This window comes from Halosimplex aquaticum, from assembly GCF_028747785.1.
Classification (GTDB): domain Archaea; phylum Halobacteriota; class Halobacteria; order Halobacteriales; family Haloarculaceae; genus Halosimplex; species Halosimplex aquaticum.
In genome coordinates, this window is sequence record NZ_CP118158.1 from 2,331,683 (window position 1) to 2,352,825 (window position 21,143).

Sequence of the window (21,143 nt, forward strand, 5' to 3'; positions counted from 1 at the left end):
CGACAGAAACTCATCCCTCGTGATCGGCGTACACGTCAAGCAGTTCCTGGTACCGATCACGAATCGTCACTCGACATACGTCTGCAGCGGTACTGACGGCGTCCTGCGTGAGTTTCTCGTTTGTCAGATTGGCCGCGGCGTAGATGGCTGCTGCTGCCAATCCGGCTGGACTCCTGCCGCTGTGGATTTTGTCACGTTTCGCGACATCGAGTATCTCTCTGGCCAGGTGCTCTGCTTCGTCGCTGATTTCGAGCGAGGACGCGTACTGTGGAATATATTGAGTTGGGTCTTCTGGCTCTATCGCTAGTTCGAACTCTTTCTTGAGGTACAGATACGCTCGCTGGACCCGCTTTTTTGAAACCCGACTTACCTCCGCGAACTCAGTTACCCGTCGAGGAGCCCCGTGTTGGCGTACGGATGCGTATAGCGCCGCCGTTGCCATTCCCTCGATGGACCGACCGATCACCAATTCTTCTTCGACCGCTCTGCGATAGAGAACGCCAGCGGTCTCACGGACCGGTTCCGATAGATCGAGTGCCGACGCCATCCGATCGATTTCACCGAACGCCTGTTTGAGGTTACGTTCCTGAGCGTCCTTCGCCCGGAACCGTTCGTCCCAGGTGCGTAATCGCTGCATCTGGGTCCGCTTCCGAGAGGATAACCGTTCCCCGTACGCATCTTTGTCTTGCCAGCCGATGTTGGTACTAAGCCCCTTGTCGTGCATGAGTTGGGTCGTCGGTGCCCCAACTCGACTCTTCTCGTCACCTTCTTCGCTATCGAAGGCACGCCACTCGGGACCATGGTCGATCGTATCTTCGTCTAGAACGAGGCCACATTCCGCACAGGTCGCTTCTCCACGGTCTTCGTGCTGGACAACCCGCCCCTGGCACTCCGGGCATGTCGTTCCAGCTAGTGATTCTTGGAACGTGTTAGACTGACGTGTTCGTCCGTTTTTGGAATCGTATTTTGTTTGTGTCATTCTGGTGATCCAGGAGAGGTTGCACGGGCTTTGTTCCCTGTTACCACCAGTATCGGGGGTCTACAAAATGAGTAATGGGCGATGTCCCAGTTGTTGGGAATGCGCCAGCGAGCTATTATTACGCGTAGATGACCAAATCGCACGTATCAGTGTTCAGTCCTACAAAGGGTGAGACGGAAGCATTTTCACGAGTTCGCTCTGTCGCGACTGCGATTGGACTCACGTACGGCTCCACGATCATCGGCTCGATCGTCGTCGCCGTCGCGACCACGCTGTTGGCCGTGTTTGGACTCGATATCACAGCTCGTCCGTCGTTGCGCCTCGTGTTGAGTACAATCCTGTTGCAAGGAGTTACCTTTGGAGGGCTCTCTATCCTCTATCTCAGATTTCACGATTCTGGCTTCGACTTCGTCTCGTTCACGATTCCGGACAGGCGCGATGTTGCTGTGACAGTCGCCGGAATAGTTACGCTCCTAGGCCTGCTTGTGGTGGCGTCGACGATCATCTCCTCGCTAGGAATCGAATCCGCACAGAATCGAATCGTCACGATTGGTCAACAGAATCCAACGGTGTTTCTGCTGCTCATCCCTCTTTCGTTTCTGGTAGTCGGTCCAGGCGAGGAACTGTTATATCGAGGATTGGTTCAGGGTACGCTTCGAGAGACGCTGCATCCGGCCCGTGCGATCGTTCTCGCAAGCGCCCTCTTCGCGTCGATCCATCTCTTCTCGCTGACCGGGGAAGGGAAACTAGTGTACGTCGGTATCGCATTCGCTCTAGCCCTGGTACTGGGCGCGACCTACGAGTACACCGACAACCTCGCTGTCCCGGCCGTGATTCACGGTGCGTACAATGCGGTACAATTTGCGAGCGCATATCTGACGGCGACAGGCGGAACGTGATAGCTCGACAATTATACGGGCGGCAAAATTACTCTCACCACCGCGGAATGACATACTTCTCGCAGTGAATGGTGAGAATCTTTCCTCGGAAATTAGAGATTTACCTGCGATGTCCATCCGGCTGTTGCCGAACATATCCACGCGCTGTCCCGTGAATTAGGACACCGCCATTCCCCTATGTTGGGGCTTTACAAAACGTCGAACGTATCATGACTAAACGTTTCGGTGCCCCCGGAACCGGGCTGTCGCGACGGGAATTTCTCGCTGCAACCGGCGTGACCAGCGTGTCGGCGCTGGCGGGCTGTCAGACAAGCGGCGCTGACGAACCAGCAGCAACTTCGGACACTCCAACTGAAACACAGGCAACATCGGCTGACCTCCCCTACACCAGTCCTCCAACGGTGGTCAACGTCGACGAGCAAGGAGGCGAGGTGACGATGCGAACTCAGCAGGCGCAACACGCCCTCCACCCGCTCGAAACGATGGGTGGCCCAGTCGAGTTCCCCCGTGTCTGGGCATTCCAGGCCGATGATAACGATCCCAGCGTGCCAGGTCCCATCCTACGAACGACGGAAGGCAACGCAATGGAAGTCACACTCGACAACACCGACGGCCGCCGCCCGCACACAATTCATTTTCACGGTGTCCGCAAGACATGGGAGAACGACGGCGTTCCGACGACGACGGGAATCCAGGTCCCTCCAGGTGAGTCGCATACCTACGAGATCCCAGCCAACGTCCCGGGAACACACTTCTACCACTGTCACTTCCAGACCCACCGCCACATCGACATGGGGATGTACGGGATCTACCGGGTAGACCCCGAAGGCTACGAACCAGCCGACCGCGAATACTTCATGACGATCAAAGACTGGGATTCCCGAGTCCCGAGGAAGTGGGCCGGTGAGGCAGACTTCACGTATGACTCGGCCAGTCGAAATTCTGACGTGTTCACCGTCAACGGGAAGAGCGCGCCACGGACGCTACACCCCGAACAGGGCTCACCAATCATCGTCGAGGAGGGTGATTCTGTACGTGTCCACCTCGTCAACGGTGGATACATGTCTCACCCGATGCATATCCACAACCACCGCTTCCAGCGCGTCGAAAAGGACGGCGGGACGATTCCGGAGGCTGCCCGACACGACATGGACGTCACGAACGTCGCCCCTGCTGAACGACACACGATCGAATTCACAGCCGATGCGGACCCCGGCATCTATCTCATGCACTGTCACAAGGTCAACCACGTTATGAACGGGACCTTCTATCCCGGCGGTATGCTCACCGGAGTGGTCTATCGGTCCGTTATGGATACGGACATCTTCCAACAGCTCATGGAGTACGCGGGCTACTCCGAGTAAATACCTACATCAAACGTGAAAATGATAGAAATCGGGTGAACTGATTTCAGTTGTGACCACAGTTGAGGTCACCCTTTCCAAGGAATATCTTGGAATGCGTCTTCGAGGAGGATGGTGACTAAGCCAGGATACGGAGAAGCTGTTGCTCATATCGGTGAATGATCTCAATAACTTTGGTGAATGTAGCTAATACTGGATAACTGATTTCCAAAGTTTCGTACAGGTACGAACAGAGACCGGGGCAGCCACGTTCATCTGATGACCGTTCAGAATGGCGAGTATGGAGTTGGTCTTGTCGTCGTTGGAGCCACTCCTCGCATTCGTCGGTCAGTGATTGGAGCCTCTCAAATCGCCTGGTTAATTGAGTGGCCGAGAGATCCTGTAATTCGTCGTCGTCAATCTCTATAATCGTGTCTCGAATCCCCCGGACTGTGGACTGTGCATCCGTGAGCGTCGAAAATTCGTTCTCAAGCGTTTCTAAAAAGAGCCGACGGTTATCGATACACCGCTGAGCAGCACCAAGTAGTCGCTGTTTGATAACCGGCGAAAAAGACGATGCCTTCGAGATCAAGAGCAGAACATCGGCCCCGAATTCCGTGCTGATACTCGCTTCTAACGAATCATCGTAGACATTGTCGTAGTGATCGACTGCCATCACGGTCTCACGATAATGCGGCTCTATCTCGTCACGGACAGACCGCTGCGCGTACGAGAGTCCCTGTTGCATTCCAACGGATGGCTGTTCGATCTGTGGAGTGGCTGTTTCGAGGCTCTGGATGCGCTGGCGAAACCGTCGAAAAGCCCGACACTCGCATTCAACCTCGCGTCGCTCACGCCGAACGCTCTCGATAGCAGATTTCAGATACGCCGGCCAAGAAGGGCATCCAAGGGTCATAGCCAGCAGGTCAGATCATGTATTATGTCTGCAGTACAGTCAGTTTCGGCCATAGGGTTCACGGATAAGGCGTGTCCCAGACCACGCCTGCGACTACTAATCTATCCAGAGAACTCGCTGTACGAGACGCTACCTTGGTCGACGATGGTCTGACTCTCGGGAACCTCTCCATCCGGCGGCATACTTCCTTCGGCAGGGCCACCTGGCTCCCCGACGACGATTCGGCCGACCATCCCCAGAGTCTTGTGTGGAATACAGAAGTAATCGTATGTTCCCGTGGTTTCGAACGTATGCTCGTACGTCGCACCCTGTTCGCTCAGAATCTCACTATTGAATGCTTCCGCTCCTTCAGGAATCCGAGTTACCGATGCTGAACTCGTCCCTTTCTTGTAGGCTGTTGCCGAGTGGCTCCCACTTTGGATTTCGAACGTGACCGTCTCCCCGGATTCGACGAACAGGCCGATCGGATCGAAATAATACTCGCTGCCCTCGGTGACCATCATAACCGTATTCGAACCTGCATTGGAGCCACCCGAGCCATCGGTCTCCTCCGTCTCGGTCGTGGTCGGCTCACCGTCACCACCGTCTCCGTTCCCTGAACTACTGCATCCTGCGAGACTGGTTACGCCACCTGTAGCGAGAATTCCGGCTGTCTTGAGTATTCGTCGACGCTCCATACTTATGTATCAAAGCCCCCGGTATAAGGGGTAAAGGCGGATTCCCACTACGTAGGACACCGCCTTCATTTGACGTAGCGTTGACGTGTGACTACGTTATGACAATGGGGTGCTCGACGCTCGAATTGGATGCGGACGAGGACGACGTCGACGTCCGTGACTGGGCCCTTGACGACCCCGACGGACAGGACCTCGACCGGGTACGCGAGATTCGTGACGAGGTTCGAACGCGAGTGAATGGTCTCTTCGACGAAATCGACCGAGAACTCCCGTAGATCGTCCGAAGCGATGCTCTCACCGGTGGGAGGTTCCGACTGGGTTGCCGATGAAACTTCGTGACGGACGCAGATTGTATTGCTTGTTTGATTGGATATCGAGATCGCACACATGGTGTCCCAGAAGCCCTGGTTGACCAACGCCTACCTCGTCGGAATAGAACTCACAGCGGCACTCGACACCGACCAGTCCTTCTGCACGGCGCTTCGAACCGTTGACGTGCCGTTCGATCTCCTCGATGATGGCTATCCCGAGTGGCATCCAGGGCCGCGCTCGTTTGAGGGAATGGTTCGCTTGTTTCTCTACCGCGAACTCACCGGCGAGAGCTATCGGGCCCTCGGACGGTATCCCGAACTCGCTGATGTCTTCGGCTTGGAGAAGATTCCCACCGAGTCGGTGCTCTCGCGGACGTGGCGCAACCGTTTTGACGAGATGACTCGGGAATTCATCAGGACGGCTGCACATTACGTCGTCAAGGAAATCCACGATCGCGACCTGTCTGTGCCTGAAGTGCGGCCCAAAGCCGAGGTGGTGACACCAAAACGGGACCCGAGTGCGTTCTCTGACAAATCTGACCGAGATGCGGACGAATCTGAAGATTGCTTCACTGACGAGCAGATCCAGCGGACGACACGGTTGGCCCGTTATCACGGGTTCGACGGGTTCGACTCCGGGCGGGCGGAGAACGCGACGTACGATGATACGCAGTTTTTCGAGTTGCAGACGTTCATGGGGATGGTCGGTTGTGGAGCGCCACAGGGTGCGACTCGTTTCCAATACCGGCGCGGCGAAGAGTACGGGCCCCACGGCGACACGCACTTGCGGGCGGTCAAACAGTTCGATACGGACGACTTGATCGAGGGGTTCGATCAGGCGAGCGACCGGTTGGTGTCGGTCATCGCCGAGGAAGCCTCGTTTCGCCGGCCGGTAACAGCGGCTATCGATATCACGACCATCCCCTACTACGGGGAGGTTCAGGAAATGCCGATGGTCAGCGGGGTACAGGAAGAGGACGAGCGGGCGTTCAAATTCGCGACGCTTTCGATCGTCGGTGAGAACATCCCGCTGGTGCTGGCCATCGAACCCATCCGTGAGAGTTCGGCCTGGGACGATAACCAGTCCAACCAGATCCACCGCGTCGTCCGGCTGCTGGTCCGGCGAGCGAAGGAACATGTGCCCATCGAGACGGTGCTCTGTGATCGGGAATTTGACTCGATGGACGTGTACCAGACGCTCTCGAACCTGGACGTGAACTACCTGATCCCGAAGCGGATCACGAGCACTGAGCAAGACGCTATCGAGACGATGGAGGCAGACGGTCGGGAGGTGGCGGTCGAACGGGCGTCGGTCGACGTCGATATCGGGTCGCACTCGATGCGGTTCCTGTACGTGCCGTCGACGAAAACGGATGGGACCGCCGTGTTCGCGACGAATCTGAACGTCGGGCCCGAAGAAGCAGCGGCGTTCTGTCACCGGTACAGCCGCCGCTGGCAGATCGAAACCGAGTACAAGTCCATCAAGAACGACTTCTTGGCGAAGACCTCCTCGAAGGATTACCGCGTGAGGCTGTTCTACTTCGTGTTCGCGGTGTTGTTACACAACATCTGGCGGCTCACCGACTTCCTGTTGAAGGCCGCCGTCGACGGGCCGATGGATTATGCGCCTGTATTGACTGCCGGCGAGGTCGTGGAATTAGTGTCCGCAGACCTCATACCGGCTGATTAATCCGGTTCCGGGCTCGAACGCTCGTGATCGGTGTGAGTGGCGACGCTGTCTAACGGGTCGTCAGGCAACACATCTTCTGACGAATATAGTATAATGTCATGGTTAGGCAGTGATACAGTTTGAATTTGGGGTGGTTTTCGAGCGTTCATTTCTGAATAAGCCGTTGAATTTCATCATCCTCCGAAACTGTGGGCAGAGCGAGGCCCGAGATTTTGTATAGCGATATACGATATACAAATTCCTGTAGTGCGGTATTCCAACCGTAAGAGACTCTAGACTCCCGAATTCTCCCGAAGGTGCGAATACAGAAAGTGGTCCTGATTATGCCAATAATCACGACCACTTTGAAGTACCCCGCCGCCGTCGGTGAAGCACGAATGCTGCAACCGCCTCACGACGGCGCTTCCCCCGGGGTAGAACTGCCAAGAAGGGGGTTCGAGATTTCTCTGACTCTCCTCAGCCGAGGTCGAGGCGATGGCGAAGAAACGCATTCGATATAGAACTAATGACCTCTACCTATATTAAGACAAAGCGCGAACGGTGTTGTATGTCCGAAGACGAATCGAACTCCGAGGACCTGATGGAACGCCAGACCACAGGTGAAGACCGCGTGAGGATGACCGCCCGGCAGCTTTCGGAGCCTCAGACGGCTAACTGGATCGCCTCGGAAGCGGGCTGGTCACACGAGCCGACCAAACGCGTCCTCGATCGGCTCGTCGATGATGGCATCCTCCACCGTGACGAAAGCGGGACTCACACCACATATTACCCTGATTACCGCCGCCAAGCGATGCAGGAGGCGATGCGGCTTCGAGACAGCGGACACACTGTCGAAGAGCTCACGGACCGTCTCGCCGATATGAAGGCGGAGATCCGCGACTGGGAGAATGAATTCGAGGTCGAGTCACCGAACCAGCTTCGCGGGACGCTCGCTGACGAGTCTCTTGACGCTGAGGAGGAAGACCGTCGCCGTAAGATTGCCCGCGAGTGGGAGCACCTTCAGCGGCGTATCCAGATCGTTGGCTTCGCCATCCGCGAATGGGACTTCCTCGCTCCGACGACAGAGCCCGCTGAGGCCAGCAGCTAACGAATGTCGGTCCCGCATCCAGGTGGTGATCCGAACGCGAACCTCTACGCCCAATTGAAGCGGGACGTCCTCGACCGTGTTCCCCAGATCACGGCCGTCGAGTACGTTCCTGACGATATCGAGGCCAAGCAGCTGCGGGCGATTTTCGATCCGGCCCGTCTGGATCCCCCGACAGGCCCTGATTCGCCGGAACTGACCGTCAAGTGGTATCGGCAGGACCCTCACGATTGGTTCCGTATCAACTACACCGACCCGAACACGGGCTTTCACGCCGGCTGGCACCAGGATGAGGACCATCCCGATCTCGGACGGGCGCATTTCCAGTACTCAGTCGCCGATACGGAGGACCGTTGGGGGATTACATTCGAACACGAGACCCCTTCCCTGGTTCTCTGGGAAATCGTCGAAGAGCTCCTCGAGGACGTCCGTCCGACCTACCAGTACGCGAACGAGGAACCATGACACCCCGAGAACGCGCCGATCAGTCACTCACGAATTCCTTCGATCGCTACCTCCAGGATAAGGGGAAAGGCCGCGGTGGCGATGGTGGGAACTATCGACGAAACGCTGGGCGCGAGCTCGAGCGATTCGCCGAGTGGGCCGCCGGCGACCGCGGCGACGACGACTGGACCGGGATCGTCCCCGACGACGTCGACCGGGAGCCGACCTTCGACGATCTAGACGAACGCGTTTTCCGGGAGTACGCCCGGCATCTCGGCGGAGATCGAGGACTCAAGCAGAATACGGTACAAACCTATTACCGCTATATCTCTGCGTGGTGCGGGTGGTGCGTCAACGAGGGATATCTCGAAGCCCATTACGCGCAGCGAGCGAGTGCGATGGCGCCGCTGCCGGAGGACGACGGCCGCAAGCCCGGCGACCAGCAGGCCTGGACGTCCGAGCAGCGCCACGCGCTCACCCGCCACGTCGACGAGCGAGCCCGCGACGCCATCGAGACGTACACGACACTCCCGGAGGATACTGACCCCCTCGACAAGCAGCGAGCACGCTACGCGGCGCTGAAGGCGGCTCGTGACCGCGCTCTCGTGTTCGTCCTCGCGTACACGGCCGTCCGCGTCGGTGAACTCCTCCGGGACCCGAACGACCCGCGCCGGCGCGGCGTCCGCTGGGAGGACCTCTCCCTCGACGACGGGAGTATGGACGTCTACCGGAAGAAACAGCAGTGGGACGCCGCGAGTCTCCCCGACCCGGTGATCTCGCCGCTGCGGAGCTACCGCAAGCTGATGGACCCGCCGACGGACCGCTGGCCGGTGTTTTCGACGTTCGACCAACGGACACTTGCAGGCCTCGTCCAGGATGAGCTAGCCGAACGAGGGGAACGCTCAGAGGCAATTACTGAGCGCCGTGAAGAATACGCTCGCGACCTACTGCTGGCGCTCGATGAGGATATTCGGCCGCCGTCGATTACGACGGACGGCGCACGGTCGATTCTCCAACGGCTATCGGAGGCCGCAGAGATCGACATCGACCATCCGAAACACGACTATCTCGCCCCTCACGGTGGTCGACGTGGGATGGGTGAGGTGCTTGTCCGCGCGTTTGGATACACGGTGGCGGCCCGATATCTCGATAACTCCGAAGAGATGGTCCGGGAACGGTACTCACACATCGAGGCGGGGGAACTCGGTGACGTGGCTACCGAAGCACTAGAACAGATCGATTGACGCAAGCGTTTATACGGGAGCAGAACCTAGATTCGGTTGATCAATGAGTCTTGACCAAGCGGTTGACGAAGCGCTCGCGACATACAATATGTCGCGGAGCGAAGAGGCCGAGGAAGCGGGCCGAACAGTCGCTACGCTCCAAGACTGAAAAGGCCACTTAGTCAAGATCCCGGATCTTTTCCGTGAATTCTGCTTTCGAGAGTCCTGGCGTCTCTTTTAGCTCCGGATAGCTGGCACGTTTGACAGCCTCCTCAACGAACGTTACCCAGAGATCTTCGTGCTTCTCCGCGTAGACGATTTTCGCCTCACTCGGGTACATATCCAGCTCGTATTCAGTCAGGTCGATTTCGACTGCGTGTTTTCGCTCAAGTGTTCTCGCGCCGAAGCTATACAGGTGCTTAAAGAGGACGTTCTTCCGTCGAACGGTCAACAGCCGCTTCGATTCGTTGATGTACTCGTTCACCCATTCTCGCCAGTCGTAGGAATTTGAGTCGGTTTCTACTGAGGTTTCCGGCATGGCGAAGTCCGGATTCAGGCGCCGGAGGTAGAACTGAATCAGCGCAACAGCGGTTCGATGGTTGGCATTCGGAAGCGCGTGTTTGAGGATCAGGTTCGAGGCGAGTTGACCAGCTACGTCTGTCGCTGATCCTTCCCACGACGTCCGATCGAGAACATCCGGCAGCGCATCGATGTCGATATTCTTGTACGCCTCGACAGGCACTCCCTCCTCTTCTTCGTTCTGAGCGAGAAGTGCGCGATAAATCTCGAGGAGACGAACGACGATGGTGCTGTTGTCAGCACTCATCTCTGAGAGCGACTCTTTCAGGTTAAAGTCAATCTCCTTCACGGGTCCACCGCCGATGCGGGACGTGTAGATGACGTAGAATGGTTCGTCGAGGTCGTATTCTAGGAGCTTTATCGCGACATCATCGTCGTAGCTGACGATCTGCGAGACGATTTCGTCAGGATCTGGATGGACGAAGTCAAGAGAGAACTGCTTGTCGCCGGGGTGGTGGTAGTAGACGTGGCCCATCTGCGTGCGTATTACTACTCATCTGTACTTATTAATCAAGTTCACGAGCGAGACTCTCATCGAAGATTTGGTGAACTACCATTAAACTCCACTGGAGGTGCCGAAGCGAACAGCCTGAACAGCAGGCGATGCCCGTGAATTCACTGGCCAGATTTATACCATATAATGACTGATGTAGATCTATGGCAGTTAGAGTCACCTGCGTTACGAAAGACGACTCTCACTTAGATGGCTGTGAATGTATTACTACCATTGGGTGGAAGAACCCTTCATCCGGTAAAACAGGCTCTTCGTCTCCCCAGCAAATGTATGACTTCATTGAGAATGATGGTGGCCGAGCATATGTAGAGTATGATGGTGATACAGCTGATCTAGTAGCTGTTGATGGTGAAACCAAGAAACACGTACGGACTGAACCCGGAACACCTGACAAAAACCTACTTGATCAACCGTCCTGCTGAGTGATCAGAAAGATTGGTTCCGCTAGCTTTTCTAGAGAGGGTGTCATAGAATCCATCTCATACCGTGATGACGGTGCTTCCCGGATTGTCACCTCGTTCGTAGTTGGTGACGGCGACGACGAGTCGAACGCAGAGCGCAAGGAACACCTGCGCTCGGGCGTGGACGCGGCCTCGGGCGCGTAGCGTCCCGAGGCCGCAGTCCTTGACCGCATCGTTCGTTCGCTCGACCTGACTCCGGCGGTTGTACGTCTCGTCTAGGATCGACTGTTTGAGCTGAATCTCGTCACTGTGTTTCTCGATGCGGTCTTCGACTCTGTACTTGATATTGAGCGGATCGTCGGTGTTTCGCGGGTTGTACGGGGCGATTGGCACGACTCCTGCGGTCAGCAGGAGGTCGTGCCAGTCGAGCGTGTCGTAGGCGCTGTCACCGAGCATCCAGATCGGCTGGGCGACGGCGAGCGCGTCACGGGTGACGCGCATCGCCGTCTCTTCTGCGGCTTGTTTGCTCTCGGTGAACTCGGCTGCAATCGGGATCTTTGCGCCGGTTGAGACGATCGTACAGCCGTAGCCGTAATAGTACTCCTCAGCGGTTGGGTCGTAGTTCTTCGACGCATCTGGGTCGGATGGCATCGCTCGCACGTCCGTCGAATCGATTCGGTAGGTCATGTCGAGCAGGCCGCGGGCGGCGGCCTGCTCGACGAGGTGGTCGAAGACTTCGTCGACGACGTGTTCGAGGTCGGTGAGGAAGCGATCGACCGCGTCTCTTGAGGGCGGTCGATCGAAGCCAGCTGAGCCAGACGACCGTGTTCTGGAGTTCTCGTGTGACCGGGCGAATGCCGTAGATGTCCTTGTAGTAGCAGTGGAGGAACGCTCGGAAGAGTTCTGGTGGGTGGTGGTCTCGTGTTCGCCCCCGGCGAGCGGGGGCGAACACGTCGAACTCGCTGAAAAAGTCGAACTCAAGATGCTCGAACAACGCGAGCGTCTCGGTAGCCACGACATTGAAGAACTCGTCGATAGAACCCTCTTCTTGCAGGGTGCTGGCGCTCGTAGACACAGTTCCAACACCCTGCGTCCTCGTGTGTGAGGCTTTCTATGACACCCTCATTTGAGAGTAAAGGTGGGAGAACGAGTGTCCAAACTGTGTACTCAGAAGGTGAGTTAGTTAACAATAGATATCAGAGAGTCGGCCTGTTGATCAGTCTATTCGTATTGGTCTCGTTATGGGTGAGTGGGCTATCGTTAGTATATGACCTAAATAGGCCACCAAGTAGTTCAGAAACTTGACTATCCTAGGGATCCTCCACCAGTTCTTCTACATTCGGATCTACTGGAATACCCACCTTTCGTCCGAGTTGGAAAGCCGCATCTTGGTAACTTTGACGGACGTATTTCGCAGGCTCGTAGATGAATGTGAAGATGAGCATCCCCTCGTAGCAAGCTGTGTTGCAGAAATTGAGATCTCCGTAGATGTACTGTTCGCGTTCGTCGGGATGCTCTGGGAGGTCAACCATCACAGCGATCGTTTCGAGTAGGTCTTTCTCTAGAGCTTCATAGTCCTCGCTCAGCTCCGCGAGTGTCGAAAGCGGGTGACCTTCCGCGTGGTTGACGCAATCAACTACGTCGTCGGTAACCAACGTCACATCGTCTGAATGGTTCACGAATAGTTCGAACCCGAGAGACTGGTCGACGTAGTGGGTGATGTTGAATTGCGTCACCTCGAACGGGAGATCTTCGGTAATCTCTACCACCTCTCCGTCCGGGTCCCTGGTGGACAGTAGGGAGCGAAGGGTCGACTGAATCTGCTTTCGCAAATCTTCCGACACCACTCTATCTCCGGACCACGATTCGCTCAATTCGACTTGCCTGTTAGTGGACATCGCATCTGGGACCAGAGAGGGTTGGTAAAAAGATGCCAGCCTAGTGTGGAGTGAAAGTAAAAGTGAAACTCAGCGCTTCAGTCTCGTGAACACGACCGGCGTAAACCGTCTTACTCAGGTGACTAAGACGGCATCCCAGTATAAAGAAGCCCAAAGCCCATCGCCCATCGCGTCAGAATCGACCGCATCGAGACTCGATTTCACCTGAGTATACACACGGCCAGATCTCGCTTGTGTGCATATCGCGCCGAACGTTTCTCTTGACGTGCGACCGCAGGGGGTCACACCGAGATGGGTCCGCTCAGGAAATTATAGAGATCTCGAATATTCCTTCTCAGTCTGAATGCCAATTAACCGCTCTACCCATAGCCCGAGATTGGTACTGAATGAAGGATAAGAGAGGGGTTTGTACGGACAATTATTCTACAGCAGCTACGAATTCGTCCAACGTATCGGTGAGTCCATCAACTTCTTCTCCATTGATTTCAGCAGAATAGCGGACGATGAACGTGTCCTTCTCGTTAGCGTGGTGAGCCTTGTCTACTTGCTCAACCCCCTTCCAAATGCCCGTGACTTTGACTTGGCCATGTTCTGAATGGTCATACGTTTCGCCATGCTCAATTGCTAAATCAGAGTCAGAACCCGGCAAATCGTCAGAATCACCCATATTAATTTAACCGCTCTCTTACTGTTTGTCTCTGTTGGTCGGTGTGATACCTGCGTTCCCTTACTGAGCAATACTCAATTCTACTGCACTCTATTCACGCAGATTTCCCGACAGTGAAACCCAGTATTTCACACGACAGAGCCATAGATTCGGGAAAATTGAGTGCTATTTCCTTCGGTTCACTCACATGGGTGCTAGATTGCTTTACAGCGCGTCCACCCAAACCGCCCGACTGCGACGGGTTGTAAAGTGGAAACCGAAACCCACCCCCTATACTATACAGCCCATCGCGCCCGCTCGCCTCGATGGCGAGCGACGCACGCCATGGGCCGCGTTGTGAGAGCGGCCGGCCGAGTCTATATATAAGACGCGCGACGAGCGGGTACAGGCCGCTGAGTACGTGTGAACGTATTCGTCAACTGCTCCCCTCGTTCCTGTAGGACAGCGCGTTTTGAAAAAAGACGGATATCCCCGTTCCGGTCTTGAATTTTGATTCTCGGCAGGGATTTCTACGTCCTGAAGTATCCGTTCCTTGGAATGAACACGACTTGTTAATCCTCCTTCTCCTCATCTTTCTTCTTCTTGCCCTTCTTCTTGCGCTTCTTTTTCTTCTTCTTGCCCTTCTTCTTGCGCTTCTTTTTCTTCTTCTTGCCCTTCTTCTTGCGCTTCTTTTTCTTCTTGCACGGCCCACAGGTATCATCAGGGTGGTTTTTCAAATGACTCTTCGCGGCAGGCTTCGGTAGACAGAGCTCGATACATTTGTCTGGATTCCCCGGTGGCCGATGCGCGATCTTGTATCTGGTCGGCCCACCTTTCTCCTCGTCGCATTTAGGGCAATCTTTTAAGACGTCGTCGTCACCGGTTGCACTAACCGCCCCACTTGAGGCTGCTATCCCAAGACTCGCACCTACAGCACCGCCCGCTCTTTGTAACACTGATCGACGAGTCGGCTGTGATTCTTTTTCGCTGTCTTCCATGGATGTTTCCTCCGTGCGGCGGCTTCCATTCGACATCGGGATACCGCCGTATGGGCAGTTCTCTGTGGATTCCTTGGAAACTTCCCCGGCAACTGCAAGGATTGAGATATATATGGAGGAAAAGAAGACTGTTCAGTACATAATCATTCAAAAACGTTGGGTTTTCATCTAAATCCATCTGTCGGACCAGAATCAGGCAATTACCCACCCTCAATACTTTGTGCACCCTACAAGAGGGCAGGTTTCGACTTGACGCTCTGAGATGCGGTGCTGTGTATTTTGATGATGTGGCCTTAGCCACACCCCTAAGTGGAAACGCGACCGGGGCGGTCGCGTTTCCGCTCGGGCGGTGGCTTCAGCCCATCGCCCACAGCCCATCGCGCCCGGCTCGACGTCCTCGATCTCCTACCTCACCGTGGGGTGAAACCCGCAACAGAGGCGAAATTACCCGGAAAATAGCATGAATCGAGAGTGTCGCCACTACCCGCGAACCGGGACGTTCCCAGTCCGCGGGCAGGCGACCGCTACGCCAGCAGCCTCCAGGCGTCGACTCTACACCGCTCGCCGTCCGGGCGTGACCACTTCACGACCGCAGAGCGGAACCGCTCGGCATCCTGTTTCGCATCCGTCCACAGACCGAACGCTCGCTTCGCCAGGAACGCCGGTGAGGGGTCCGCGTCCGGGTCGAGTTCCCCGAACCGGATTTTCATCCGCGCATCGCCTTTGTCTCGATAGTCGATGTTGTAGCGGTCGCAGAACGCCAACAGCGCGCTCGTCCGCTCGTCCAGCCCGCGCTCCGCGGCCTCCAGTGCCTTCGCGCTCGCTGACGCCGCATCTCTCACCGCTTCCTCGGCGCGCTGTACGGCGTCGTGGACCAGTTCGGCTACGTAAGTAGACCGGAGCGACACACTCCCGTACTCCCGCTGGACGAGATTGTCCATCCGCCGGAGTGCCTCCCGGACGCTATCGACGTGGCGGCCCTTCTCTTCCGCTATGTCCGCCGGAGCGACTTCACCGCCGTCGGTGACCAAGACTTCGAGTGATTCCCACTCTACGGGCGAGAGGCCGTCTTTGACGTGCTTGAGAACTACCGACTCCTGTTCGTGGTGGATGTGCGCCATGTCCAGCGTCGGCGGCTCCTCGAAGCCGTCGGTCACCTTCGCGCCGAAGTAGGCATCCTCGACGAACGGGCCGCTCCCATGTTCCGGGGCTACGTCCAGGCCGGCATCGATGAGTACCGCGTGGAGTACCCGGTCCAACTCGCGTTCGAGCTGTGCCAGCGCTTCCTGATCAGCGCCGAGGGTGTCATCCCAGCGACTCACCTGATAGGAGACACCCACCTTCGGATGCGCCAGCGGGTCGTCCGGGTCCCTCGCAAGCGCCTCGCGGGAATAGTAGTGCTTCACCTCCACGGGTAACTCGTGGCTGGGGAACGCCTCACGGACTCGCTCAGGCCCGAGAGTAACCGTGTGGTAATAGCCCGGCAAGTTCCGTCCATGCTCGTCGTCGTCGTTCTGAACCACCTTCCGGTAGCCCGTTCGGTCGTCTTCGAGTAGGTGCCCCATCGTCGCGATCGGGCCGTCGCGGGCGTGGACCGGTCCGCTCTCGTCCTTGTGGACCCGGACGTACCGCTCGGCGTCTTGAGTATTCGAGAACTCCATCGGGTTCTCGAAGTACCCCATCGAGATACCGACCGCCTCCGCGGCCCGCTTGAGCAACGTCGAGTAGCGGAGCGCGTTGATGTTGCTCCCCTGGATGCGAACGTTGATCCCTTCGTCCATCTCGTCGGGAATGTCCATCTCGAAGCGTTGCCCGTCATCACTCTCGACTTGCATCCCCTGCCAGCGCGGTGCCAGGTGCGCGTTAAAGCTCTGCTCCCCGACCGGGTCCTCATCGGAGACGCGGGCGACGTGCAGCCGGAACTCGCGGATCTCGTCCAACCGGAAGTCCGTCCCTGTGGGCGTAGATGGGCCGGGGTGGACGATACCCGAATCTTGATAATACAGCTTCACGTTCCATGATTCGCCGGCAACATCGAAGCGGGCTTGCTGACTGCCTCCGCCCGCTTTGACTTGCGAATCCGCCGCGAAGTACGGCGCTAAGCCGTCTTCGGCGAACAGGAGATTCGCCGCGTACTCGTGCCACCCAGGTTCGATGGCTCGCACGCTTACCCCTCCTGTTCGGCTTCGGCGACGGCGCGCTGGACTCGCGCCTCGCTTTCTGCGACTGGCTGATTCCCGCCCCAGTCCCAGCGGACGCGCTCGCCTGTTTCCACGTCGTAGAGGCGAGATGCACGGACGAACTCGATCACGCGAATCCCTCCAGTGAGGACTGGACGCGATCGCGGTTCTCATGAGACTGGTACTCCGTTCCACCAACCGCGTCGTCCCACGCGGCACGGTGGTCCAGGTAGAGCTTGAAGATGTACTCCCAGCGGGTCCACCCGGCAGGGCGCTGATAGCGGTAGCAGTACGCCAGCGAGTCCGTCGAGGCGATCTCGCCGATGATGAACTCGCTGTCATAGCACCGCTTGTCCAGCCCGAACGCGTGCAGATCTACGTTGGGGAGAACCTCCCGAACGGCAGCGACGATTTCCTCGCAAACCTCCACGTCGTCGCGGCCGCACATCGTCCCGATACCAACCCGGTCGGTCACCAGATCGTGATCGCGGAGTTGCTGAGCGTGCCGTTGGTAGTCTTCCGGCTCCCAACCCTGGACCACCGCAACCGGCTCAGCGCTGATATCGAGGATGTCGTGAAGCTCTGCACACTCGATATGCGCTTCTAACGTCCGCTGTTGCTGCTCCTTGACGCTCCAGCCGTGGAACTCCCGCACGTCGTCCTCGCAGACGTAATCGCGCCACGCGTACTTCGCGGGCTGGAGCGTCCCGATGGCTTGGAGATACAATTCCGTCGATTCGGGATATTCGGCTAGCCCTTGTCCACCATGCTTCGGTGGGGCGAACATCGAGTAGGCGCCGGGATCAATGAACAGGTCGTAATCCCGCCAGCGGGAGTCTCGACCGTTCAGCATGGTCTGATAGTTGACCATGATCCGCGACGGCCGCGGGCCCTCCAGCCAGCGCTGGGCACGCGCCAGCATCTTCCGCGATGACCCGCTGGCCGCGCCGGCCCAGAACTCTTGCTGGGTCGTCGCCCGATCTCGGTCATCGGTCACGACCCTTCACCCCCATCCAAGCGGCGGCGAGCGCGGCGGAGTAGGTTTCCGACGGTGCCAGCCGACCGACCGGTCTTGCGGGCGTACTCCCGCATCCCGTAGCCGTCCTGCTCGACCGCCTCGTACACTTCTCGCTCGGCTTCCGAAAGCGCCGACAGATCCTCTTCGTACTCGAAGAGAGACGACTGGTACCTCACCACCACTCACTCCCGAAGCACTCCGGATTCTCACAGAGCTTGTAGTGCGGATACGCCGCGACAGGAACGTCCGTGAAGTCTGCGTCCCCGCGGTAGTCTGCCTCGACGCACGCCGGTTCCGGTTCGTCGGCGTCCGGGTCCGGGCGATGAAGGGTGTCTGCGTACTGCGAGCGGTTCCGCACGGCAGTCTCCGGAACGTCCCTGCCGTCCGCGTCGGGGTGGGAACGGCTCACGCCAACCACCCCCCAGAGCCGAGTGAGAACCAGCCCGAGATCCTACCCTCTGTGGCTATGATCGAATATAGACAATTCCCGCTATCGGTGCCAGTCCGATAGTGGAGAGTGAACCCGGATTCACGGCACGCTATCGGGGTTAGAACCGGGGTAAGGAAGGCGGCAGAATTGCCCGCTTTCCTTATATATTGGATGGGTTCGGGCGGATTTGAACCACCGATCTCGGCCTTGTAAAGGCCGCGTCATAACCAACTAGACCACGAACCCTCGCACGAAAGTTTCCACCGCCTCGGAATAACCCTTTCTCTCTCGGTCGAACCCGTACGCTTACGCCGGCCCCGCTCCTGGCGGACCACATGGTCGACAGCCGCATCGTCTGGGGGTTCGCGGTCTTTCTCCTCTTCTTCCTCGGGGGCGTCTACGCCAGCCAGTCGGGACTGATCTACCAGATCAACCCGCCGGACCCCGACAGCTACGAGCGGGTGACCGTCACCGCATATGACGAGAACGGGACGGAACTCGCGACGGTCGCTGTGCGCGTCGCCGACACGCGGCCGAAGCGGTGGCTCGGACTCAGCAACACCTCGGACCTCGCGATGGGGGAGGGGATGCTGTTCGTCCATCCGGAGGCGGACAACTACGGGTACGTCATGCGCGATATGGCGTTCCCGCTGGACATCGTCTTCGTCAGTGCCGACGAGCGGGTGACTGCGGTCCATCACGCGGGCGTCCCCGAGGGCAGTCCCGAGAAGACCTACAGCGGCCGCGCCAAGTGGGTGCTGGAAGTTCCGCGCGGGTGGGCGAACGAGACGGGCGTCGATGCGGGCGACCGGATCGCGGTTCCGTCCGCGGCACACAACGCCAGCGATTGATCCGAATCGGGGCGCTCCACGAGCGAGCGGCCGGTTTCGGTACGGGAACGATTCGCAGGGCTTCGACGCTCTTTTGCGGGTCGATACCCTGAGCGTACTCGATGAGTGTAGACCTCGACGAGGAGGAGGTCTTCGAGGACGTCCGCGAGCGCGTGGACGACCCGATGCGTCGCCTGTTCGCCGAATACGGTCGCGAGAACGCGTTCCAGTTCGTGGTCGGGTTCGTCAGCAGTATCGGCGCACGGGTCCTGGACCTGGTCCCTCCGTTACTCTTGAGCGTCGCCGTCGACGCGATCTTTCTCCAGAACAAATCGTACAGTCTGTGGCTCGTTCCGGACGCGTGGCTCCCGTCGGATCGGGGGGCGCAGTTGTGGCTGACTGTCGGGATCATCGCGGCGGCGTTCCTCGTCGGCGCGGCGTTCCACTGGACGCGCAACTGGGGGTGGAACTCCTTCGCCCAGAACATCCAGCACGACGTCCGGACCGACACGTACGACAAGATGCAGCGGCTGAACATGGAGTTCTTCGCCGACAAGCAGACCGGCGAGCTGATGTCGATCCTCTCGAACGACGTCAACCGGCTCGAACGGTTCCTCAACGACGGGATGAACTCCTTCTTCCGCCTCTCGATCATGGTGGTCGCGATCGCGGTCATCCTGCTCAACACCAACTGGCAGTTGGCGCTGGTCGCGCTGGGCGTCGTCCCGCTGATCGCGCTCTTCACGAAGAAGTTCATCGACGTCATCCAGCCGAAGTACGCCGAGGTCCGCTCGTCGGTCGGACAGCTCAACTCCCGGCTGGAGAACAACCTCGGGGGCATCCAGGTGATCAAGGCGGCCAACACGGAGAGCTTCGAGTCCGACCGCGTCGACGACGTGAGCGAGGACTACTTCGACGCCAACTGGGACGCCATCGACACGCGGATCAAGTTCTTCCCCGGGCTGCGCCTGCTGTCGGGGATCGGGTTCGTCGTCACGTTCGTCATCGGCGGGCTCTGGGTGATCGACCAGCCGCTCGGACCGCTCTCCGGCGACCTCCAGGCGGGCGAGTTCGTCCTGTTCATCCTGCTGACCCAGCGGTTCATCTGGCCGATGGCGCAGTTCGGAAAGAAGTGTGGTCACAGTCGTACACACGGAACGGCGGGGTTTCGCCCCCGAACCCCCGAAATGTCTCTGGCGTTCTGATACATCTACGAATCTACACTTTTCTTGAACGCCTCGAAACCGCCAGACGGCGACCGATTCCATCCCTCCCGTCAAGATTACACACGAATCGGGTCCCTACTCGCGTAGTGTAAGGGGTGGGTGAGCGCCCGCCACGTGAATGAAAATAACCACGACGCATATATGGGCGACCCCACACCCGTCTTTGAGCCTCATTTTCTGTTTTTTCAGTGAGAACCCGATTTCCCGCGCCCGAACCCCACCCTTCGAGCGGGGAGAACCCTACTCCACGCCCTTCGAGCGACGGCGACCGCCACCGCTCCGCCCGTCGGGAGGACCGACCGCCCACCGCCACCGCGCCCGCCCCGCCAACAATCCCGCGTCCGCTCCACGTTCGTCCTCGAATCGCCACCGTTCTGGCGTGGATTCCACGTCGGTCGCCCGCTCCACCCACGTGAGTCGTGGGTCGTATCAGATAACCGAGGTATCCCCGCCACGAACGTGACCCGCCCTCCGTCGTTGGATGAAACCACGGGACGGCGCGACGGCTCACGGGTTTGGTGTGTTTATGCCATATAAACGACCGACCACGGCAAACATATCAGTTCACGGAGGTATCTCGACCGCCAGCAAAATCCCCGCGCTCACTCCACGGCGGTGGACCGCTCCGCCACCGCCTTTACTACTCCACGCCCTTCCCCCTCACGGGCCTACCTAATACTATTCCGAGCGGACTCAGAACGCTTGTACCGCCCGAATCCGTTTTCGCCCTCACACGGGGGTCCGTTCGTGTGGCGAGCGACCCGCTCAGTTCGGTGGCGACTGCGGACGCCCCCTATATTTGAAAACCGCCGTCTCAGGCCGTCTCTGTCCGCTCGGCATAGGTAAGGGCGAGGCGC

The 21,143-nt window shown here is 58.1% G+C and carries 20 protein-coding genes, 1 tRNA gene and 3 pseudogenes; 10 read left to right on the forward strand and 14 right to left on the reverse strand.

Going from position 1 to position 21,143, the window contains the following annotated elements:
• Positions 1–10: 10 nt before the first annotated feature.
• Positions 11–979 (reverse strand): transcription initiation factor IIB, encoded by a 969-nt coding sequence (locus PSC72_RS11805; protein WP_274326074.1) that lies wholly within the window; start codon positions 977–979, stop codon positions 11–13.
• 149 nt (positions 980–1,128) lie between these two features.
• On the opposite strand from PSC72_RS11805, the gene PSC72_RS11810 reads away from it, so the two are divergent.
• Together PSC72_RS11810 and PSC72_RS11815 are read left to right on the forward strand one after the other, a co-directional pair.
• On the forward strand, positions 1,129–1,878 hold the full coding sequence (locus PSC72_RS11810; protein ID WP_274326075.1) for a CPBP family intramembrane glutamic endopeptidase: 750 nt from the start codon (positions 1,129–1,131) through the stop codon (positions 1,876–1,878).
• Between the two features lie 209 nt (positions 1,879–2,087).
• On the forward strand, positions 2,088–3,242 hold the full coding sequence (locus PSC72_RS11815) for a multicopper oxidase domain-containing protein (RefSeq protein WP_274326076.1): 1,155 nt from the start codon (positions 2,088–2,090) through the stop codon (positions 3,240–3,242).
• 118 nt (positions 3,243–3,360) lie between these two features.
• Here PSC72_RS11815 and PSC72_RS11820 read toward each other — a convergent pair whose 3' ends face one another.
• Together PSC72_RS11820 and PSC72_RS11825 are read right to left on the reverse strand one after the other, a co-directional pair.
• The gene (locus PSC72_RS11820; RefSeq protein ID WP_456071269.1) at positions 3,361–4,137 is read right to left on the reverse strand and encodes a DUF7260 family protein; all 777 of its coding nucleotides are present in this window, start codon (positions 4,135–4,137) and stop codon (positions 3,361–3,363) included.
• A gap of 101 nt (positions 4,138–4,238) precedes the next feature.
• Positions 4,239–4,814 carry a plastocyanin/azurin family copper-binding protein gene (locus PSC72_RS11825; protein ID WP_274326078.1) on the reverse strand — a complete coding sequence of 192 codons (576 nt, stop codon included), beginning with the start codon at positions 4,812–4,814 and terminating at the stop codon, positions 4,239–4,241.
• Positions 4,815–4,867: 53 nt separating this feature from the next.
• Between PSC72_RS11825 and PSC72_RS11830 the strand changes: the two are divergent.
• From PSC72_RS11830 to PSC72_RS11850, 5 genes and pseudogenes are all read left to right on the forward strand, one after another.
• Positions 4,868–5,089, forward strand: a pseudogene (locus tag PSC72_RS11830) (low molecular weight phosphatase family protein); the annotation flags it as partial.
• A 112-nt stretch (positions 5,090–5,201) separates the two neighbouring features.
• Positions 5,202–6,815, forward strand: coding sequence for a transposase (locus PSC72_RS11835; protein WP_274326079.1), 1,614 nt, complete (start codon positions 5,202–5,204; stop codon positions 6,813–6,815).
• A 505-nt stretch (positions 6,816–7,320) separates the two neighbouring features.
• On the forward strand, positions 7,321–7,902 hold the full coding sequence (locus PSC72_RS11840; protein ID WP_328518191.1) for a DUF7342 family protein: 582 nt from the start codon (positions 7,321–7,323) through the stop codon (positions 7,900–7,902).
• 3 nt (positions 7,903–7,905) lie between these two features.
• The gene (locus tag PSC72_RS11845; RefSeq protein WP_274326081.1) at positions 7,906–8,364 is read left to right on the forward strand and encodes a hypothetical protein; all 459 of its coding nucleotides are present in this window, start codon (positions 7,906–7,908) and stop codon (positions 8,362–8,364) included.
• Entirely contained in the window at positions 8,361–9,587 is a 1,227-nt protein-coding gene (locus PSC72_RS11850) for a phage integrase SAM-like domain-containing protein (RefSeq protein ID WP_274326082.1), read from the forward strand. Before PSC72_RS11845 ends, PSC72_RS11850 begins: the two co-directional genes overlap by 4 nt.
• A 157-nt stretch (positions 9,588–9,744) precedes the next feature.
• Here the strand turns inward: PSC72_RS11850 and PSC72_RS11855 are convergent, their stop codons facing one another.
• A complete protein-coding gene (locus PSC72_RS11855; RefSeq protein ID WP_274326083.1) occupies positions 9,745–10,620 on the reverse strand; it encodes a hypothetical protein in 876 nt (291 codons plus the stop codon).
• Positions 10,621–10,802: 182 nt separating this feature from the next.
• On the opposite strand from PSC72_RS11855, the gene PSC72_RS11860 reads away from it, so the two are divergent.
• Complete coding sequence (locus tag PSC72_RS11860) at positions 10,803–11,081, forward strand: hypothetical protein (RefSeq protein WP_224338373.1); 279 nt, start codon at positions 10,803–10,805, stop codon at positions 11,079–11,081.
• Between the two features lie 57 nt (positions 11,082–11,138).
• Here the strand turns inward: PSC72_RS11860 and PSC72_RS11865 are convergent.
• The 10 genes and pseudogenes from PSC72_RS11865 to PSC72_RS11910 form a co-directional block, all read right to left on the reverse strand.
• Positions 11,139–12,135 (reverse strand): annotated as a pseudogene (locus tag PSC72_RS11865) (transposase).
• 235 nt (positions 12,136–12,370) lie between these two features.
• A complete protein-coding gene (locus PSC72_RS11870) occupies positions 12,371–12,958 on the reverse strand; it encodes a hypothetical protein (protein ID WP_274326084.1) in 588 nt (195 codons plus the stop codon).
• 418 nt (positions 12,959–13,376) lie between these two features.
• Positions 13,377–13,625 (reverse strand): hypothetical protein, encoded by a 249-nt coding sequence (locus tag PSC72_RS11875; RefSeq protein WP_274326085.1) that lies wholly within the window; start codon positions 13,623–13,625, stop codon positions 13,377–13,379.
• A 551-nt stretch (positions 13,626–14,176) separates the two neighbouring features.
• Positions 14,177–14,602 (reverse strand): hypothetical protein, encoded by a 426-nt coding sequence (locus PSC72_RS11880; protein ID WP_274326086.1) that lies wholly within the window; start codon positions 14,600–14,602, stop codon positions 14,177–14,179.
• Between the two features lie 524 nt (positions 14,603–15,126).
• Positions 15,127–16,767 carry a DUF7845 domain-containing protein gene (locus PSC72_RS11885; protein WP_274326087.1) on the reverse strand — a complete coding sequence of 547 codons (1,641 nt, stop codon included), beginning with the start codon at positions 16,765–16,767 and terminating at the stop codon, positions 15,127–15,129.
• 2 nt (positions 16,768–16,769) lie between these two features.
• Positions 16,770–16,913: a hypothetical protein gene (locus PSC72_RS11890; protein WP_274326088.1), complete on the reverse strand. Its 144-nt coding sequence runs from the start codon at positions 16,911–16,913 to the stop codon at positions 16,770–16,772.
• Positions 16,910–17,779, reverse strand: a complete 870-nt coding sequence (locus PSC72_RS11895) for a deazapurine DNA modification protein DpdA family protein (RefSeq protein WP_274326089.1) — start codon at positions 17,777–17,779, stop codon at positions 16,910–16,912. Before PSC72_RS11895 ends, PSC72_RS11890 begins: the two co-directional genes overlap by 4 nt.
• On the reverse strand, positions 17,776–17,976 hold the full coding sequence (locus PSC72_RS11900; protein ID WP_274326090.1) for a sigma factor-like helix-turn-helix DNA-binding protein: 201 nt from the start codon (positions 17,974–17,976) through the stop codon (positions 17,776–17,778). Before PSC72_RS11900 ends, PSC72_RS11895 begins: the two co-directional genes overlap by 4 nt.
• Positions 17,973–18,209, reverse strand: a complete 237-nt coding sequence (locus PSC72_RS11905; RefSeq protein WP_274326091.1) for a hypothetical protein — start codon at positions 18,207–18,209, stop codon at positions 17,973–17,975. The genes PSC72_RS11900 and PSC72_RS11905 overlap by 4 nt, the downstream gene beginning before the upstream one ends.
• A gap of 193 nt (positions 18,210–18,402) precedes the next feature.
• Positions 18,403–18,476, reverse strand: a tRNA-Val gene (locus PSC72_RS11910).
• Positions 18,477–18,565: 89 nt separating this feature from the next.
• Between PSC72_RS11910 and PSC72_RS11915 the strand changes: the two genes are divergently transcribed.
• Complete coding sequence (locus tag PSC72_RS11915) at positions 18,566–19,081, forward strand: DUF192 domain-containing protein (RefSeq protein ID WP_274326092.1); 516 nt, start codon at positions 18,566–18,568, stop codon at positions 19,079–19,081.
• 101 nt (positions 19,082–19,182) lie between these two features.
• Positions 19,183–20,223 (forward strand): annotated as a pseudogene (locus PSC72_RS11920) (ABC transporter transmembrane domain-containing protein); the annotation flags it as partial.
• Between the last annotated feature and the right edge of the window lie 920 nt (positions 20,224–21,143).

Excerpts from the sequence above, each read along its gene's own strand:
- PSC72_RS11840 (WP_328518191.1), top strand. The coding sequence starts at position 7,321 with ATGACCTCTACCTATATTAAGACAAAGCGCGAACGGTGTTGTATGTCC.
- PSC72_RS11850 (WP_274326082.1), top strand. The coding sequence starts at position 8,361 with ATGACACCCCGAGAACGCGCCGATCAGTCACTCACGAATTCCTTCGAT.
- PSC72_RS11915 (WP_274326092.1), top strand. The coding sequence starts at position 18,566 with ATGGTCGACAGCCGCATCGTCTGGGGGTTCGCGGTCTTTCTCCTCTTC.
- PSC72_RS11855 (WP_274326083.1), bottom strand. The coding sequence starts at position 10,620 with ATGGGCCACGTCTACTACCACCACCCCGGCGACAAGCAGTTCTCTCTT.
- PSC72_RS11870 (WP_274326084.1), bottom strand. The coding sequence starts at position 12,958 with ATGTCCACTAACAGGCAAGTCGAATTGAGCGAATCGTGGTCCGGAGAT.
- PSC72_RS11825 (WP_274326078.1), bottom strand. The coding sequence starts at position 4,814 with ATGGAGCGTCGACGAATACTCAAGACAGCCGGAATTCTCGCTACAGGT.
- PSC72_RS11835 (WP_274326079.1), top strand. The coding sequence starts at position 5,202 with ATGGTGTCCCAGAAGCCCTGGTTGACCAACGCCTACCTCGTCGGAATA.
- PSC72_RS11845 (WP_274326081.1), top strand. The coding sequence starts at position 7,906 with ATGTCGGTCCCGCATCCAGGTGGTGATCCGAACGCGAACCTCTACGCC.
- PSC72_RS11815 (WP_274326076.1), top strand. The coding sequence starts at position 2,088 with ATGACTAAACGTTTCGGTGCCCCCGGAACCGGGCTGTCGCGACGGGAA.
- PSC72_RS11820 (WP_456071269.1), bottom strand. The coding sequence starts at position 4,137 with ATGACCCTTGGATGCCCTTCTTGGCCGGCGTATCTGAAATCTGCTATC.
- PSC72_RS11875 (WP_274326085.1), bottom strand. The coding sequence starts at position 13,625 with ATGGGTGATTCTGACGATTTGCCGGGTTCTGACTCTGATTTAGCAATT.
- PSC72_RS11860 (WP_224338373.1), top strand. The coding sequence starts at position 10,803 with ATGGCAGTTAGAGTCACCTGCGTTACGAAAGACGACTCTCACTTAGAT.
- PSC72_RS11805 (WP_274326074.1), bottom strand. The coding sequence starts at position 979 with ATGACACAAACAAAATACGATTCCAAAAACGGACGAACACGTCAGTCT.
- PSC72_RS11880 (WP_274326086.1), bottom strand. The coding sequence starts at position 14,602 with ATGGAAGACAGCGAAAAAGAATCACAGCCGACTCGTCGATCAGTGTTA.